This is a genomic window from Lysinibacillus sp. NPDC093197, from assembly GCF_044754025.1.
GTDB lineage: Bacteria > Bacillota > Bacilli > Bacillales_A > Planococcaceae > Lysinibacillus.
This window is the reverse complement of sequence record NZ_JBIVOH010000014.1, coordinates 1-17833: the sequence shown is the minus strand read 5'-3', so window position 1 is coordinate 17833 and position 17833 is coordinate 1. Positions and strand designations below refer to the sequence as shown.

Below are 17833 nucleotides of genomic sequence, written 5' to 3'. Positions count from 1 at the left end.
CGTTTTTCGCGCAAGATAATTCATTTTATTTTACCATAATGAGAAAGCAAACTGAAAAAAGAACCGTTATAAAAACGGTTCTCTCTCGTCAGTTGTTTTGTTGTGTTCAGCATCGGCTCAATTCCTAGCTGAATGAAGTAAAAATGTAAGCAAGTTATTTAATGCGAAGTACACTACTTACGCTCTTGCTCACTGCTTGCTCTTTCTGCCATCTCAATGGCACGTTTCACCATATTACCAGCATCTCGAGCTTTAATTCCGCCCCAACCTTCTTTTTGCACAACATCATAAAATCCAAGTTCTTTGGCGATCTCTTCTTTTAAACGAGGTGACATGATTCCCTTTCTAGGCATGCAAACTCCTCCTTTAACAACTGACGAAATTAGTATGTCCGATAAAACGAAAAACACTCATGTAGTTTTTAACATACATGAGTGCTTCAAAATATAGAAATAAGTACTAGAAACTATTTCGCGACAGCAGCCTGTGCTTCGTCTAAAAATGTAATCTCTACTGCCTCAGTTAAAATATCTGTGTAGCTATACGATACGCGTTTGCACGTATTGTCTTCTTGATCAAGTTCAACTACAAAAATTGCGCGATATGTTTCACGCAATATCCCTGCACACTCGACCGTTTTCTTGCGACCTCCGTTTGCTTTTAACTGCAAACGTTTACCCAAATGACAATCCAACGACTTTTTAATGTCCGCTAAAGTTTTTGGCATTTTCGCTTACACCTCACTATTACCTAGTATAAGGGATACGCCCAAAAATGTCAACAAAATATAATATTTTATCAGCCCTCTATAAATGTTGTCAACTTATTTTTTTCAAAAAAATACGTTTTTTTTTCATTTCGACTGAAAATGTAACATATTTTTTCACTTTGCAAAGGTTGGATATAAGGCATCCGCTAACTTTCCAAACTCTTGAATTGACAACGTCTCACCACGACGAGTTGGGTCAATATTCACAGATTCTAAAGCTTCAATTATTTTTTCTTTATTTGCTTTACCATTTGGTAGACCCGATTGTAAATTATTTAAAATTGTTTTACGGCGCTGTACAAATGAAGCACGTGTTACTACGAAAAGGAAATCCTCGTCAATAACATTTACCGGTGGCTCATTATGCTTAATAAGGCGAATAACTGCTGAATCTACATTTGGTTGTGGCATAAATACAGTTTTCGGCACAGTCATAGCAATTTCAGCCTTTACATAATACTGAATTGCAATAGATAGTGAACCATATTCTTTTGTTCCTGGTTTTGCTGTAATGCGATCAGCGACTTCCTTCTGCATCATCACAACAAATCCACGTATTGGTAAACGATCATTTAGCAATTTCATTAAAATAGGCGTTGTAACATAATAAGGCAAATTAGCTACAACCATAATATCTTCAATGCCTGGCATTTCTTCCTCAATGACCTTCGCCACATCAGCCTTTAAAATATCAGAATGAACGATAGACACGTTATTATATGGACTTAACGTATCTGCTAGTACTGGTAATAAGCGCTGATCTATTTCAAACGATACGACCTTTTTTGCGCTGCGTGCTAGATGCTCTGTTAATGCGCCAATGCCTGGTCCTACTTCAATTGCGCCACTATTTTCCGTTAAATTTGCATGACTAACGATGTTTCTTAAAATATTTGGATCGATTAAAAAATTTTGTCCTAAACTTTTTTTAAACGAAAATCCATATTTCTTCAAAATTTCCTGTGTTCGAATCGGTGTTGCAATATCCTTATGCATTATTTTCCTCCTGATCTACCTGTGCGACAGCTGCACCAAATTGCAGTTCTGTTATTTGAAACATTTTCAATCTTTTATGAAGTTGTTTACCATTTGTTGCACCTATATTTAAAATTTCTCCTAGACGATCTCGGCGACTTTTCGCCGATGGATGACCAATTAAGCGAGCAGTCATTAAATCTTCTAGTGTAATATCATCAGCAATGGGCTCAGTGCTATTTGGCGTATAAACAAGACTTAACGCCTCACGAATATCCTCATCTGCCGCATGCTCAATACCTAAACCTTTACCATTCTTCGCAATTGTTTTGGATTTCGGTAAAAAGGCATGTTTAACACCTTGTACGTGTTGTTCAATAATTGCTCGAATTCTGCGTCCTGGGTAATCAGGGTCTGTGAACACTATGACACCTCGTTTATCCTGTGCATGCTGAATACGTTTAAGCGTCTCTTCTGAAATGGCAGATCCATTCGTTTCAATCGTATCTGCCTGAACAGCTCGCTTAATGGCGGTTGTATCATCTTTTCCTTCAACGACAATCACTTCTTGTATTTGCAAAAAGGCTCCTCTTTTCTACCTTATCTTCAGACCATTTTACAACTGCCCTGTATGATTGTACAGAAATACAAAGCTATTGCGTCGTATACATGAAAAAAGCTTTCCTGCCAGTCAATACAGGAAAGCGAATGCTTAGTGAAAACATTTTGATATTTTTTACAATTTTTTTAATTTAATACTTTAATGCGCACTTTCTTGCGTCCCCAATTACGAGCTTGTGCATCTGATTGTACTAGTATGTCGATCTTATTACCCTTAATTGACCCACCAGTATCCCCAGCAATCGCTGTTCCATAGCCTTCAACCCAAACTTTTGAGCCTAGTTTAATAACAGATGGATCTACTGCAATTACCTTTAAGCCAGAATCTGAACGTAAGTTAATGCCAGTAGCTGATGTTCCTGAACAACCCTTACAGTAAGGTGTATAAGCGGTTGCAGTCACATAAAACTCTTTCCCACTAGATGGCTCTGCTGAACCACGAGACACAGTTGTAGTGCTTGCTACTAATTGTTTAGTACCAACGGCAACTACTTGTTTCTTTGGCTCATTTATGACTTTTTCAGATTGTAAATTTTTCGCGACAATTTTGCCGTTTTCTTTAACGACTTCATACGTTCGAGAAATTTTACCCTTCTCGCCCGTAGTTACTACTTTTTGTTTTCCTTTTAGCAAAGAAGCATCCTGCTTCTTTTCAATTGCGAAATCTAATGAGTCTTCCACTACATCGATAACCTTTTCTACGCGAACTACTGCGATTTTACTCTCTGGAGTGATAACGTCCTCCAGGTTATTCTCGACACGATCGAATTCATTTAGCTGAATTCCCTGTTGTTTTAAAAAGTTAGCGACCGTAGTCGAAGTGGACCAAACTTGTCTATTTTCTAAACCATCGACAAGCGTTAACTGAAACGCTTTTTGAATATCGATTTTGTTATCTGCTCCTACTTCTGTATCCAAGCTCTGCTTTAATGTATCATGCTCTGATACTTCGATATTTGCTTCCTTCAAAATGTTCTTCACTAGTTTTTCAGTTGTCCAAACTTTTGACTGATTTCCATCAACTGAAATTGTTACTTCTTTTGCCTGTTCCCAAGTAATTGCTAATCCATTAACAATTTTGGCATTCAGAGAGGGTGATATTTTATCATGCGCTGCTACGTCTATATTTTGATTTTGTAATAGTTCTTCTACAGTTTTGGCATGTGTTGCTACTTCAATTGCTTCCCCGTTAGCGCTAAGCGTTACGGTTTTTTTAGTACCTTGGAAAAGTACGAATGAAATTACTGATACAAACAGGACAAGTGAAACAATTCTTATCACTGTTTGCTTACTCCTCAATGATCCTAAGAACAAGTTTTTCATGGAATTATTTGACATGAAAAAACGCCTCCTTAATACAAAGTTGGATTATACGGACTAGAATTAGCACTGTCAACCCGATTGTATTTCAAAAAAATTTGACCATGCTATTTTAGCCAACCGCAAACACAGTATTGGAGGCACTTTAGCTAGTTAATCGTCAATCCTAAAAATTTTTTTTGCATTGGCAGTCGTTACTTGTGCAACTTCCTCAATTGATATTTCTCTTAAACGTGCAATTTCCTCTGCAACTAACGGCACCAATGCTGGTTCGTTACGTTTACCGCGATATGGATGTGGCGCTAAATATGGCGCATCTGTTTCAATCATTAAGTGCTCTAAAGGTATTTCCATTGCGACTTCCTTCGGCATACGGGCATTTTTAAAAGTCACTGGTCCACCAAGACTAATCATAAAATTCATTCCAATGCATTGACAAGCAGTTTCTACACTTCCGCTATAACAATGCATTACGCCTCCAACAGTAGCTGCGTTTTCTTCGCGCAAAATGTTGACTACATCTGCTGTCGCCTCTCTGTTATGAATAATAATTGGTAAATTTACTTTTTGCGCTAAATGAATTTGCTTGCGAAAAAGGGCTTGTTGAATATCTTTTGGTGATTTATCCCAATAATAGTCTAATCCTGTTTCGCCAATTCCGACGATTTTAGGATGTGCTGCCAATTCTTCAATCCATTTTAAATCCTCTTCAGTACAATCAATGGCATCTACTGGATGCCAACCAATAACACCATAAATAAAATCATATTGCTCTACTAATTCCATTGTTTTTTCAATCGTTTTACGATCAAATCCTACAACTACCATAGTTTCAACTTTTGCTTCAAGAGCTCGATCAATGACTTCTTGTAAGTCTTCTTGATACTGCTCTGCATTCAAATGTACATGTGTATCGATAAACATTGCCATTCTCCTAACATTGATTTTATTAAAAAATATTATTTCATATTTTTCATCAGTATTACAATTTTGTTACAAACAATTTAGTATTATGACAATACACATATATATATTCGCCATAACTATTACCATATACCTAAAATTCGTCAATTTCCGCATTGCATAAATTATCCTAAAATAATTAAACAACCATTTTTAGTCCAAATTTACAATGGCCTGCTGAATATTTTCTACTCAGCAGGCCATTCTTCGTTTTTTATTTTACCTTTGCACCATTTTCAAGTTTTGGATCAACAGACGCAAGCTTTAAAATTCCATCTTTTTCGCCAGCTAATATCATTCCTTGTGATAATTCACCACGTAACTTAACAGGTTTTAGGTTTGCAACTACGATTACTTTTTGCCCGACTAATTCTTCAGCAGAATAGTACTTTGCAATACCCGAAACTACTTGGCGTTGCTCATAACCAAGGTCAACCTGAAGCTTTAATAATTTATCTGCTTTAGGGACTTGCTCACATGCTGTAACCGTTGCCACACGTAAGTCAACTTTCATAAAATCATCAATTGAAATTTCCGGAATTTCTGGAACCTCAACAGCTTTTGATTCTACGCTTGGTTCTTCCTCCTGAGAAGTTTTTACTGAGCCACGCATTTCCTCTCGAATATAAGTAATTTCAATTTCGCTATCTAAACGAGGGAAAATCGGCGTTCCTTTTTCTACCACTTTAATGTTTGCTGGAATAGTATTACCGAATGTTTCAATTGTTTCCCATGCTAAGAATTTGTCATCTAGACCCAATTGTTGGATAATACGTGTCGGTGAAGATGTCATAAATGGTTGTAACATGACTGCAATATGTTGCAAGCTCTCTGCCAAATTTCGCATAACAGCCCCTAATTTTGGCTTATCTGCCTCATCTTTAGCAAGAACCCATGGTTGTGTTTCATCAATGTATTTATTTGTGCGTGATACTAGCGTCCATAGGTCGGCTAATACGACACTAAATTGCATTTTTTCCATACTTTCTTCATATTTAATACGTACTGATTCTGCATGCACTTTTAATGCCTCATCAAATTCAGTAGATTGAAGATTTTCTGTAGGAATATTGCCATCAAAATATTTGTTAATCATAGAAATCGTACGGTTTAATAAATTGCCTAAATCATTTGCTAAATCAAAATTTGTTCGCTCAACAAACGATTCTGGAGAAAATACACCGTCAGAGCCAAATGGGAGCTCTCTTAATAGGAAGTAACGCGTTGCATCTAATCCATAACGCTCGATAAGCATCTCTGGATATACAACATTTCCTTTTGATTTAGACATTTTACCGTCCTTCATCATAATAAATCCATGTGCGAAAACTTTTTTAGGTAATGGTAAATCAAGAGCCATTAAGAATATTGGCCAATAGATTGTATGGAAACGTACAATATCTTTTCCAACTACATGCACGTCTGCTGGCCAATATCTGTTAAATAATGTTTCATCATCTGATAAGTATCCTAAAGAAGTAATATAATTTGTTAACGCATCTACCCAAACATAAATTACGTGTTTTGGGTCTCCAGGCACTTTAATACCCCAGTCGAATGAAGTACGGGAAACTGATAAATCTTCAAGCCCTGGTTTAATAAAGTTGTTAATCATTTCATTTTTACGTGATTCTGGCTCGATGAAATCAGGATTTTCTTCATAATAAGCTAATAGTCGATCAGCGTATTTCTTCATATTAAAGAAGTAAGATTCCTCTTTCACTTTGTGTACGGCACGTCCACAATCTGGACATTTACCATCTTCTAATTGTGTCTCTGTAAAAAATGACTCACAAGGTGTGCAGTACCAGCCTTCATACTCACCTTTATAAATATCGCCGTTATCTAAAAACTTTTGGAAAATCTTTTCGACAGTTTTTTTATGACGTTCCTCTGTTGTTTGAATGAAATCATCATATGAAATGTCCATTAATGTCCAAAGTTTTTTTGCTGCCACGGCAATCTCATTTACATATTCCTGAGGATGCTTGCCAGCTTCTGCTGCCTTTTCTTGAATTTTTTGTCCGTGTTCATCCATCCCTGTTAAGAAACGTACATCATATCCGCGTAAACGTTTATAACGTGCTATCGTATCAGACGCCACTGTCGTGTACGCCGTACCAATATGAAATTTTCCACTTGGATAATAAATCGGGGTTGTTATATAGAATGTTTTGTTTTGTTCGCTCACGAGAACTGCCTCCAATGTTTCACAGTATAATATCTATTCTATCGAAGTACGAAATTCGTTTCAATGAAAGTTTATTGAATGCGAAAATTGTCGAATATTATACTAATCCATTTAATGTATTTTATAAGAAGCTTTTTTACTATAAAATAAAATCTATAATAAAAACCTTTTAAAAAAATTGAAATAACAGTTTTCTTCTCAAAAATTTTTACAATTAAGAGATTATTACTGTATTAATTAATTGACGTTTATGGCATTACTTGGTATGATAACTATCAGACAAAGAAATAATGTCGAAATTTGACGAAATACAATATAACTTTTACTTTTAGGAGGAAAAATAATTATGAAATCAACAGGAATTGTTCGTAAAGTCGATGAATTAGGTCGTGTGGTAATTCCAATCGAACTTCGCCGTACATTAGGTATCGCTGAAAAAGACGCTTTAGAAATCTACGTAGATGATGACAAAATCATCCTAAAAAAATATATGCCTAATATGACATGTGCTGTTACTGGCGAAGTTTCTGATGATAACTTCCGTCTAGTTGGAGGCAAATTAATTTTAAGTCCTGAAGGCGCAGAAATGTTAATGAAAGAAATCCAATCTAGCTTAAAAAAATAATTTCTTTCTAGCACCTAAATCGAGAACAAAGATTTAGGTGTTTTTATTATTTGATAAAAATTTCTTTTTATAATGGAAAAGTAATATACATGATTCCCTTATAATGTCCATGTCAGACATCTTTTATTAAGATTACTCTTTTTTACAATTATTATCAATTTTAAATATTTTATTTTAACAAAGAAAATTACAGTATATTGTAAAATTTTGTATAAATTAATCAAAAAAGGTTGCCTCTATTGAGACAACCCAGCTTTTATTGACACTTACTCACTATGATAAGTATTATAAATATCTCGTTTTGCTACTTGACGTAGTTTTGCTACTTCTTTAATTGCTTCCTTAGAAGTAACGTCTGTTTCAGCAATAATATAATCGACGTGTTCCACAACACTCATGTCTTTCCAATATGCCTCTTCTTGATTGTCTTCTTCTGCATTTTGATTTCCTTCTAGAACAATGCAAAATTCTCCTCGAATTTCTTCGGTTTGTGACCACTCAACCGCTTCTGTTAAGGTACCACGAAGGAATTCCTCAAATTTCTTTGTCAGTTCACGTGCTAGCACAATACGACGATTGCCAAGAATTAATTCCATATCCTTTAACGTTTCCTTTAAGCGATGTGGCGCCTCATAAAATAAGATAGTTTCTTGTCGATTTTTTAATTGCTCTAATTGCTGTCGTCTCTCTTTTTTCCCCCGGTTTAAAAAACCGTAAAAGAAAAATGGCTGAGGTGTTAATCCTGACGCAATTAAAGCTGATATTGCTGCATTGGCACCTGGTATTGGTACTACCGCAATTCCTTCCGCGATTGCCTTTACGACAATATCTGCTCCAGGATCAGAAATACAAGGTAGACCAGCGTCACTAACTAATGCCACCGTTTTTCCTTCTCGCAAAAAGCCTAATAGCTTCTCTCCCCCAGCATCGATATTATGTTCGTGGTAACTCACAAGTGGTGTATCAATTTCAAAATAGTTACAAAGCTTCTTTGTATTACGTGTATCTTCAGCAGCGATCACATCCGCTTCTTTTAATATACGAAGTGCACGTACACTCATATCCTCTAAATTCCCAATTGGTGTTGCTACTAGATATAAGTATCCTTGATGAGTGTGCATCGTACTTTTTTGTGATTTCACGATTTATCCCTCCCTATATATTTTGTTTTTTGCGTCCGTGTTAACTGCTTAAAAGCATATTCTGCTCGCATCGCTTCTTGTTTTGTGTCGAAAGCTTCGACATATATACATTCTACAGGTCCCCTTGCCTTTGTATATTTAGCACCTTTACCTGCATTATGTGCGGCAACACGCTTGTCTATATTATTTGTATAACCTGCATAGTACGACTTGTCTGCACATTCTAATACATAGAAGAAATGGCTATTCGTTTTTTCCATAGAGCATTTCTCTCACTTCTGCTGTATATTCATTGTTTGCATCATAAACATAAAGTGGGGGTAATATTTTCAAATCCGGTTTACCATCCTTTATTCCTTCTATTAATAAGGTATTGGCTTCTTTCCCCTCTTTCGGATAAATTAGCTGCATTCGTTTTGGTTCTAATCGATTTGCCCGCATCGCAGTGACAATATCTAAAAGGCGGCCAGGTCGATGAACGAATGCTGCTTTTCCACCTTGCTTTAATAATTTACTTGCAGACTGAACCGCTTCATCGAGTGTTAAATGTAGCTCGTGTCGTGCAATAGCATGATGTTCACTTAAATTTTTATCACTCGCTTCATGGGCTAAGAAATACGGCGGGTTACATGTTACCACATCATATTTTTCGACCCCTAATTGTGATGGAATTTCTTTTACATCACCAAGGACCATTTGGATTTGTTCCTCTAAGTTATTATAACGAATACTTCGCTCTGCCATATCAAATAAACGTGGTTGTATTTCTACACCTGTAATTTGTCCTTTCGTTCTGGCACTTAAAAATAGTGGTATGACACCATTACCCGAACACAAGTCAACAATTTTTCCTTTATAATAAGGTACATTGACAAATTTCGAAAGTAGCACTGCATCCAATGAAAAAGAAAAGACAGATGGGCTTTGAATAATACGTAAATCCTCTGCCAACAAATAATCTAGCCTTTCATCATCCTTTAACCAATTTTCCACGAATCTTCCTCCTACTATACAAAACAAAAGACTGACACCACCGAAGCGGGAATCAGTCTTCTATTACACATTTTGCTTATTTAAAAATGATAGACAAAACAGACAGTCTTCACCTTTACGTGAACTCCCAAAATGAACATGACAAACGTGGAAGCCCTCTTGGTATAGACGTGCTAAGTTATCATATCCCTCGCCAATATCTAATGGAATCTCTTTCTTCTCATCTGCAGCCTGTACGGTGTTCTCTTTAGAAAGGAGTTCTTCTAGACGTGTACGAAGGTGATGATTTTCTGTTTCGAGTGCCTTATGTTCTTCCATCATTAACGCTACAAATTGCTTCAATGCACCAAATTGCTCCTGCATTGCTTCGAGCTGTTGTTCGAACTCCATAACGGTATCTAAGAAATTACGGTCCTTCACCCAAGCCACCTCGTTAAATTCTCTATCTTATATAAGATTTTTTTCGCATGCCAGCAGTTCTTCTAGTGTATACTCAACCGTGCGCTCCTGCTCTTGTAAATATACTTGAACAATTCTTTCCAGCACATTTAAACCTACAACTCTTCCGCGGCCATCTGGTGTCATTGTCATTTCACCAACATCTGGCATACCTTCTTTTGCTTCTTCATACTCATCGTTTTCATACTTTAAACAGCACATTAAACGACCACATAACCCAGATATTTTTGATGGGTTTAAAGATAAATTTTGATCTTTTGCCATTTTGATAGACACTGGATCAAAATCACCTAAAAATGTTGAACAGCATAGCATTCGGCCACATGGACCGATACCACCTAATAATTTTGCTTCATCTCGTACACCAATTTGGCGTAGCTCGATACGTGTTCTAAAAACAGAGGCTAAATCTTTTACTAAATCCCTAAAATCGACCCGACCTTCTGCTGTAAAATAAAAAATTATTTTATTACGATCAAATGTATATTCTACATCAACAAGTTTCATCTCTAGTTTGTGTTCTATGATTTTTGCACTTGCTAGCTCAAATGCCCGCTTTGACTCGATTGCATTTTCTTCAACTTGGATTCGATCCCGTTCATCTGCTGGTCGTAGTACTTGTTTAAGTGGTAATACGACATCATTTTCCCCTACTACTTTTTGAGGGACAACTACCTTACCATATTCTACACCGCGAGCTGTCTCTACAATGACATATTGACTGTCTTCTAGTAGAAATGATGCTGGATCGAAATAATATATTTTACCCGCTTTTTTAAAGCGGATTCCTACTACATTATACAAATGTATATCCCTCCTGCAGATTAAGCATTAGCTGCTCCATCATTAACGTCCTATTCATGTTACGCTGTAAAGATGCGCGCGCCTGTAAAATAGCCTCCATTTGACTAGATAGGCGTTCGAAAGTCGAATGTAACGCAGCTTCTTTAAAAGTCTGTAACATGTCTGGATAAGTACAAGCTGCTTCGGGATTAGCTTTTATTGACACTATATCACGGTAAGCAAATAGTAGTAAATCCAATGCTTGCTCCATTTCGCCTTTTTCCTTAAATAGTGGCAACCATTCCTCATGCACAACAATCATAGCTTCATGTACATTTTGGCGAATTGCCTCTACTAATTTTAACACTGTTTTTCGAGCCTGTGCAAACTGCTCATCTTTTGCTAAAAAAATAGCTGTTTCGAGCTCGTTCGTCATCATGCTAACTGTAGAAGCCATGGAGTGGGGAATTTCGTTTTCTTGCAAATGCTTTAACAATACTTGTCTAGGCATTTTTTGAAACTTAATATGCTGACAGCGCGAACGAATTGTAGGTAATATGGATTGCATCTGCTCTGTTAACAAAATAGCCGTAACTTCTCCATCCGGTTCCTCTAAAAACTTTAAAATCATGTTAGCTGATGCTATATTGAGGCGATCTGCGTGATGGAGTACGTAAATTTTCCGTCCTTGCTCTACACCCATCATCTTCATCTCAGCTATAAGATCACGTATTTGATCAATTTTAATAAATTGACCTTCAGGATAAATTTGATGAATATTCGGATGATTTCCCGAATCTACTCGTCTGCAATTTCGACATGTTTCACATGGAACATTTTTTTGCGGATGTTCACATAGCATTAATTTTACAAAAAAACGCATAATATCCACTTTTCCTGTCCCTTTTTCGCCATCAAAAATGTATGCATGGGCTAATCTATTTTTGTCAAAAATCGTTTGAAGCTGCTTCATTACGACTGGCTGTAGTGTGAAAAGCTCTTCAACATTCTTCGCCATTTTTTATTAAATTCCTTCCTATATCAAAGCCTTTTAGACTTGTACAAGTAATTTTATTTCAGTAGAAATACATTCCACCAATTTTAATATTTAAAACCCTACTGAATCAATTTGAAAAAAGCCCGCGCCTACAAGTGAACAAGACACGGGTTTTACATATATAAATTAATTAATAGACCTTTAATCTCTCCAATTTTATCGAGAAGGTCAATCGCTTCTTTTTCTTCATCTAAAATATCTTGTGCAAGTTCCACAAGACGACTATCAATTGTTTCAATAATTTTTAATCGTCTTCCCTCACCAAAGCGATTCCATGTATGTGATTGTTTTAATTCCATTCCATGTTCTACAGTTTCCTGTAAAAAACGCTTCACAAGCATTTTAAAACGAGCAAGCTCTCGCAAATTTCGGGATCTTGCAACACGGTCACCAGCAGTAGAAATATCCCCCAACAATCGTGTTAATTGTTCGGTTTGCAATTTTGAACCTTGCTTAACGACCATATCACCGAATCGGTTGTTTTGATTATTATTTTGAAGAGGCTCTGTACGATTAGTATTTAACCCGACACGTATATCTTGATTGATCTTCAAGCTGCTTTCGCCCCCAATTGCTTTCTTATAAAATTCATCTTTATATGTGAATTCGTACTGTCTGCTTGGCAATTCTTACTGAACAACATATTTATCTTTTATTTAAATACCGTTAAAAATGGTGAAATTGTTCAATCGGTAAAACAAATACAGTAGCGCCCCCTACCTCTACCTCCACTGGATATGGTATATAGGAATCTGCATTACCACCTAATGGTGAAACAGGTGCAACCAACTGTTCACGCGCTCGACAATTATCACGGATAATATCTAAAACTTTGGGTATGAGAGAGTCTTCTGTTCCAATTAAGAACGTCGTATTACCAGAGCGTAAAAACCCCCCTGTACTCGCTAATTTTGTTGCGCGAAACTGATTTTTCGTTAAAGCATTCGATAAGCGGCTACTATCCTGATCTTGTACCACAGCTACGACTAACTTCATTCGCACTCACCCCTTTTATATAATTGGCCTTGATAGAATTTATTCAAAAACAGCAACTTCTACCATCAATTTTAACTTCAATTAAAACAAAAGCACAAAATTATTTAAGCTTTCGTATTATTAACACGAAGTATAAATTGCGCTAGAAAAATTCACTTCTTCATTTTATCATTGATTTGCGTAACCGATGATAATTAGTTCAATTGCATTCTTCTTAGCACCTATAAGGAAAGGTCCTCTTCTATCCGATGCAGTTCATCTGTCACCGTATGTTACCATTATATCACAATATGGTAGCCGACTTCATGTTTTTACTGTATTGCTTCGTACAATATTGCCCATACATCTTCAACTACACGCTCAATACTTTGGTCTGCATTGACGACATTTATACGTTCTGGATAACGTTTTACTAATTGTAAATATCCTTCACGCACCTTTTTGTGAAAAGCCAGACTTTCAACATCGAGACGGTTCACTTCTCGGTCACCATGTGCATGAATACGTGCTAAACCAACCTCTGGAGAAATATCAAATAGAATTGTTAAGTCAGGTAATTTCTTCCCTATTGCAAATTCATTAATGGAAAGTACCTCATCTACACCAATGCCACGTGCATATCCTTGGTAAGCTAATGATGAATCGATAAAGCGATCACAAATTACCATTCTTCCAGCATCTAAAGCAGGTCGTACTTTTTCAAAGTAATGCTGACTTCTAGCTGCCGCATATAATAATGCTTCTGTACGCTCATCCATTGCTGTATGCTCCGGGTTTAAAATGATTGTACGAATCTTTTCAGCGATTTCAATGCCTCCAGGTTCTCTCGTTGCTAAAACATCTATATTTTCTAGTGATAACCGTTCAGCGATTTTTTTAATAACGGTTGTTTTGCCAGCACCTTCTGGACCTTCGAATGTAATAAATAAATTGCACTTCATGCTGTTATTGCCTCCAACTATTTAATGACCTCAATCATTTTCTCTTCTAATCGGTGATTTCCTTGGAAAGTTGCACCTGTTGCAAGTAATTCTTCTAGTTGACTTAGTTTAGCCACTGTAATTTTCTCACCTGGAACAAGTAATGGTATACCAGGAGGGTAAGGAATAATCATACTTGCAGCCGTACGTCCCATCGTTCGCATATAGGGTAGCCATTCCTTCTTCATATTCGCTATTTCATCGAACGAATACATTGGTTCTGTAATAGCTACAAAATTGTAAGCAGTTTGGGAAACAGCTTGTATTTCTGTTTTTTCAGTGTTTAATAATGCTGTAACAGCATCTTTAATGCGAACGCGTATATCTGCAAACGGGTAACTGTACCCTTGCTTTAAAAGTGGCAATACAAGTAATACTTGGTGTGCATCTGCAAGCTCGGCATAAACACGCTTAGCTTCTAATGCTTCTTGTAATTGATAACCACTATAACCTTTGACTCGGAGCAATAACTTTATAGGATCATCTACTTCAATTACTTCAAGTGAGCCAATTGCACGTAATGCTTCAGCCCATTGATTTTTTTTCTCTATTATATATGCGCCATCACTCTCCATATATGTCTGTATATAATAGCGTGCATCATCTAAAGAAGCTAACAATACATACGATGGACTGCTGGATTGTAACATGCGCAAATAGTGATGAATGCTTTCAACATTCACTAATTCTGAGTTCACATGCATAAAAGAAGCCATTGTCATAGCTGGCAATGTTTTGTGTGCTGACTGTACAACAACATCTGCACCAAAGGTCAATGCAGATGGCTGAAATAAAGAACAGGCACTAAAATGAGCACCATGAGCCTCATCTACCAAAACGGGTATTTTTTTTTCATGACAATATGCCACTTGCTGTGAAATTTCGTTCGATGTCATACCGTAATATGTGGGGTATGTTAATACAACTGCCTTTGCCTCTGGATAACAATCTACTGCCTGTTTTAAATCGTGATAAGAGACATGTGTTGCTGTTAATGTTCGATCATCCCACTGAGGAGAAACATATACTGCCTTTGCTCCAACTAGCTCAATTGCGTGAAATATAGACTTATGTGCATTACGTTGTACGATAATCGTATCGCCTCTTTTACATGTAGCATAAATCATAGCTAAATTTCCTACCGTAGAGCCACCTACTAAAAAAAAGCTTTTCATCACGCCATATGTATCAGCCAGTAAATTTTCAGCCTCTAAAATCATCTCTTCAGGGTAATGCAAGTCATCTAGTCCTGTTAATTCTGTCACATCGTAACGCATGACATCTTTAAAAGCTTGTGGTAGATGTGACAATTCACCATGTTTATGTCCTGGTACATGAAAAGATATATTTTGTTGTTGTCGAAAACGCTCTAAACCTTCTACAATTGGCTTTTTCTTTTGCAAAACAAGACACCCTTTTCAATTTATTATCCTTTAATTATACGGGATTATTGCAGGATAAAAAAGCTATCCTACAAAATAGGATAGCTTAAGATTTAAGTGTAGAAAAAAACAATTAAAGCATTTGATTTTAAATTCCCATTGATATAAAAACTCCCTGCTAAAACGATTCAAAAGAGTTCCACTAATTTTAGCTACTGAATTGGCATAAAGGCAACTTGCCAAATACCATTTTCATTTTTCACCATTTGATAGCCCATGTCACTTTCATTTTGTGTAAAAAGGATGACTCCTCCATGATCGGGCAATTCTTTAAAAGCCCCATTTTTCATCGCTTTCGCCATTTCCAATGCCCAAGATCTATTTCTTTCTGCCTCTACTTGTGTATGTTGACGCATATGCTCGGCCTCGCTCCATTTCGAATAGTTTTCCCGCGTTGTATATAGCCGATACACAGTTTGTTCATCGGCTAAAAATTTCGCGTATAACTGAACACGAGCTATCGTCAATGGATCTACATCACGAAATATTTCCACATCATTTTGTTCTCTAAAAGCATCATATAATGCCCTTTCACTTTTGGACCATTCATTAGCTATCTCTAATGCTTCATAACCTAGCACTTTCCCTATAATTAGAGAATCCGTAATTTTCGTCATTATACCGTGTCCCCAATTATCTGCTGCTACATAATATTCGCCTGCATCAAGGGGCAATTCATCCATATTCCAAAAAAAATATTTACGAATTTCATTTTCATCAAAAGTCGCACCATCCTCTTTCAGCTTGTCGATATATGCTTCAAACACATCGAAGCCCATTTGTGTGGCAAAACCATAGTATATATCTAGGGGTATTGTATTTACTATGATCGTTCCATCATGAATGGCAATCTTTTCTCCAGGCAATCCTACAATTCGTGCTATCGTCTTTGTTCCATCCTCGGCATTTACATATACAACGTCGCCTCTATTTAAATTTTCAACATTTGGTTCAATAACAATAGGATAGGACGTATATTCATGGTTACCACGGTTCATCGCATTACTTGTATACTGTATCTTATATTGTTGTCCCGTCATATTACCTATCACAGGGACCCTATCATCAATGTCTGTGGACGCCCATTCAATGGAATTCATCCGTTGCATTGATCCATCAATATATTCGTAAACTACACGTGCTACAGGTTGCTTGCTAAAGGCGAACCAAAACATCCCAGCATTGGCTATCTCCAATATCTTCCCTTCCTGTTTTCCAACTATAACTTTCTTTAAACCGTTGCTTCTCTCTGTACCACAATATAAATAAGGCGCCTGTCTAGAGTTTAAATAATGCACAGTTGCATCTTCTGTACCAAAACCATTTGTACAATGGTCTGTGGAAATCCATTCACCATCCTTAAAAATTAAATATGCAGCATGAACTAGCAAACTCGAACCTGTCTGTACTTTATAAACAACAAGGGCATCTTCCTTTTGCAACACATTCATTTCTTCATAAAGAATTTCATCTGCGCCACTTTCTTGCAACCATAATGCTAGTGACTCTTCTTTGGATATATTTGATTCAAACGACACAATCACGGCAAGCAAAACTATAAGAAATATAGAGCCACACATAATAAGAGGATACTGCCATGAACGTTTACGGCTAGTATTTCTTCTAGCTATTATTTCTTGCATGACTCGTTTCTCATTTGCCTCTGAAAATCTTGATTCATCACTAAATAACTTATCAAAATCATGCTTTATTTTATTCATGCCGTAACACCTCCCATTCTGCTTCATCTAACCTCTGTTTTAGCATCTCCCTTGCACGTCTCAATCTTGTTTTAATTGTATTCTCAGATAGATTCAGTAACTCTCCAATCGCCGCAGTGGTCAGTTCTTCATAATAAAACAATATAATTACTTCACGGTACTTCACAGATAACTGTAGAACACTTTTAGCAATATCCAGCTTTTCTAAACGTTGTAACATCTCACTATCTATTGAACACTTTTCTGCATAGATTTGATTTAACCAGTAGTTCGAAATTATTTGTCTTCTACTTTTCCAACTACGTAAATAATCATGACATCGATTAATTGTTATTTTAGCTAAGTAAGTTTTTAATGTAGCACGTTCCTCAAATTGATGATGCGTTTCGAAAAACTTAATAAAAACATCCTGTACAATATCTTCAGCTGTAGCCCAGTCCTTAACATATAAATACGATAATCTCATTAAATAGTCTCCATATGTATGCATAATTTCCTTCATAGTTTGTGCTTCATACTGCTCCATACAATCCCCCCTTCTATCATGTTGAAATTACTAAATATAAATTTTACTCAATAGACGGATACAAATGAGCTATAGTTTCATTTTCTTTTTATGTACTTTTTAACTAATGGGAAGGAATCAATTACTTTAGCAAAAACAAAAAAACACCGAAGATTTCTCTTCGATGTTTTGAATGTGCCTAGCGACGTCCTACTCTCACAGGGGGAAGCCCCCAACTACCATCGGCGCTAAAGAGCTTAACTTCCGTGTTCGGTATGGGAACGGGTGTGA

At 36.5% G+C, this 17833-nt stretch carries 20 protein-coding genes and 1 rRNA gene; 1 reads left to right on the top strand and 20 read right to left on the bottom strand.

All coding sequences use genetic code 11. The features are described from left to right. Positions 1–173 precede the first annotated feature (173 nt). The 7 genes from ACIP9G_RS22275 to metG all read right to left on the bottom strand — a co-directional run bounded on the left by ACIP9G_RS22275 (position 174) and on the right by metG (position 6839). Positions 174–353 (bottom strand): small, acid-soluble spore protein, alpha/beta type, encoded by a 180-nt coding sequence (locus ACIP9G_RS22275; RefSeq protein WP_004229193.1) that lies wholly within the window; start codon positions 351–353, stop codon positions 174–176. A gap of 113 nt (positions 354–466) precedes the next feature. Further along, positions 467–727 (bottom strand): biofilm formation stimulator Veg, encoded by a 261-nt coding sequence (gene veg / locus ACIP9G_RS22270; RefSeq protein WP_010857021.1) that lies wholly within the window; start codon positions 725–727, stop codon positions 467–469. Between the two features lie 156 nt (positions 728–883). After that, positions 884–1765, bottom strand: a complete 882-nt coding sequence (gene rsmA, locus ACIP9G_RS22265; protein ID WP_340821453.1) for a 16S rRNA (adenine(1518)-N(6)/adenine(1519)-N(6))-dimethyltransferase RsmA — start codon at positions 1763–1765, stop codon at positions 884–886. After that, the gene (gene rnmV, locus ACIP9G_RS22260; protein WP_340821454.1) at positions 1758–2324 is read right to left on the bottom strand and encodes a ribonuclease M5; all 567 of its coding nucleotides are present in this window, start codon (positions 2322–2324) and stop codon (positions 1758–1760) included. The genes rsmA and rnmV overlap by 8 nt, the downstream gene beginning before the upstream one ends. A gap of 167 nt (positions 2325–2491) precedes the next feature. After that, positions 2492–3703: a resuscitation-promoting factor gene (locus ACIP9G_RS22255; protein WP_340821455.1), complete on the bottom strand. Its 1212-nt coding sequence runs from the start codon at positions 3701–3703 to the stop codon at positions 2492–2494. Positions 3704–3838: 135 nt separating this feature from the next. Beyond that, complete coding sequence (locus ACIP9G_RS22250; protein ID WP_401022397.1) at positions 3839–4609, bottom strand: TatD family hydrolase; 771 nt, start codon at positions 4607–4609, stop codon at positions 3839–3841. Between the two features lie 253 nt (positions 4610–4862). Continuing rightward, entirely contained in the window at positions 4863–6839 is a 1977-nt protein-coding gene (gene metG, locus ACIP9G_RS22245; RefSeq protein ID WP_401022394.1) for a methionine--tRNA ligase, read from the bottom strand. Between the two features lie 346 nt (positions 6840–7185). Here metG and ACIP9G_RS22240 point away from each other — a divergent pair, with 346 nt between their 5' ends. Continuing rightward, complete coding sequence (locus ACIP9G_RS22240) at positions 7186–7464, top strand: transition state genes transcriptional regulator AbrB (protein WP_024362580.1); 279 nt, start codon at positions 7186–7188, stop codon at positions 7462–7464. Positions 7465–7730: 266 nt separating this feature from the next. On the opposite strand, the gene rsmI is transcribed toward ACIP9G_RS22240, so the two are convergent. The 13 genes from rsmI to rrf form a co-directional block, all read right to left on the bottom strand. Continuing rightward, entirely contained in the window at positions 7731–8606 is an 876-nt protein-coding gene (rsmI, locus tag ACIP9G_RS22235) for a 16S rRNA (cytidine(1402)-2'-O)-methyltransferase (RefSeq protein ID WP_401022392.1), read from the bottom strand. Beyond that, entirely contained in the window at positions 8603–8866 is a 264-nt protein-coding gene (locus ACIP9G_RS22230) for a GIY-YIG nuclease family protein (protein ID WP_340821460.1), read from the bottom strand. The genes rsmI and ACIP9G_RS22230 overlap by 4 nt, the downstream gene beginning before the upstream one ends. Then, a complete protein-coding gene (locus ACIP9G_RS22225; protein WP_401022390.1) occupies positions 8850–9599 on the bottom strand; it encodes a tRNA1(Val) (adenine(37)-N6)-methyltransferase in 750 nt (249 codons plus the stop codon). The genes ACIP9G_RS22230 and ACIP9G_RS22225 overlap by 17 nt, the downstream gene beginning before the upstream one ends. 63 nt (positions 9600–9662) lie before the next feature. Further along, positions 9663–10019: a DNA replication initiation control protein YabA gene (gene yabA / locus ACIP9G_RS22220; RefSeq protein WP_228134245.1), complete on the bottom strand. Its 357-nt coding sequence runs from the start codon at positions 10017–10019 to the stop codon at positions 9663–9665. 27 nt (positions 10020–10046) lie between these two features. Continuing rightward, the gene (locus ACIP9G_RS22215) at positions 10047–10862 is read right to left on the bottom strand and encodes a PSP1 domain-containing protein (protein ID WP_340821463.1); all 816 of its coding nucleotides are present in this window, start codon (positions 10860–10862) and stop codon (positions 10047–10049) included. Beyond that, positions 10855–11859, bottom strand: a complete 1005-nt coding sequence (gene holB / locus ACIP9G_RS22210) for a DNA polymerase III subunit delta' (protein WP_401022387.1) — start codon at positions 11857–11859, stop codon at positions 10855–10857. The genes ACIP9G_RS22215 and holB overlap by 8 nt, the downstream gene beginning before the upstream one ends. Before the next feature lie 152 nt (positions 11860–12011). Continuing rightward, the gene (locus tag ACIP9G_RS22205) at positions 12012–12452 is read right to left on the bottom strand and encodes a YaaR family protein (protein WP_340821465.1); all 441 of its coding nucleotides are present in this window, start codon (positions 12450–12452) and stop codon (positions 12012–12014) included. Between the two features lie 112 nt (positions 12453–12564). Further along, positions 12565–12894: a cyclic-di-AMP receptor gene (locus ACIP9G_RS22200; protein ID WP_024362572.1), complete on the bottom strand. Its 330-nt coding sequence runs from the start codon at positions 12892–12894 to the stop codon at positions 12565–12567. A gap of 311 nt (positions 12895–13205) precedes the next feature. Continuing rightward, positions 13206–13835 (bottom strand): dTMP kinase, encoded by a 630-nt coding sequence (gene tmk / locus ACIP9G_RS22195; RefSeq protein WP_401022385.1) that lies wholly within the window; start codon positions 13833–13835, stop codon positions 13206–13208. Between the two features lie 17 nt (positions 13836–13852). Then, on the bottom strand, positions 13853–15277 hold the full coding sequence (locus ACIP9G_RS22190; RefSeq protein WP_401022383.1) for an aminotransferase class I/II-fold pyridoxal phosphate-dependent enzyme: 1425 nt from the start codon (positions 15275–15277) through the stop codon (positions 13853–13855). 191 nt (positions 15278–15468) lie between these two features. After that, a complete protein-coding gene (locus ACIP9G_RS22185) occupies positions 15469–17037 on the bottom strand; it encodes a S26 family signal peptidase (RefSeq protein ID WP_401022381.1) in 1569 nt (522 codons plus the stop codon). Then, the gene (locus tag ACIP9G_RS22180; RefSeq protein ID WP_401022379.1) at positions 17030–17563 is read right to left on the bottom strand and encodes a sigma-70 family RNA polymerase sigma factor; all 534 of its coding nucleotides are present in this window, start codon (positions 17561–17563) and stop codon (positions 17030–17032) included. The genes ACIP9G_RS22185 and ACIP9G_RS22180 overlap by 8 nt, the downstream gene beginning before the upstream one ends. Positions 17564–17739: 176 nt before the next feature. After that, a 5S ribosomal RNA gene (gene rrf, locus ACIP9G_RS22175) occupies positions 17740–17833 on the bottom strand; the annotation flags it as partial.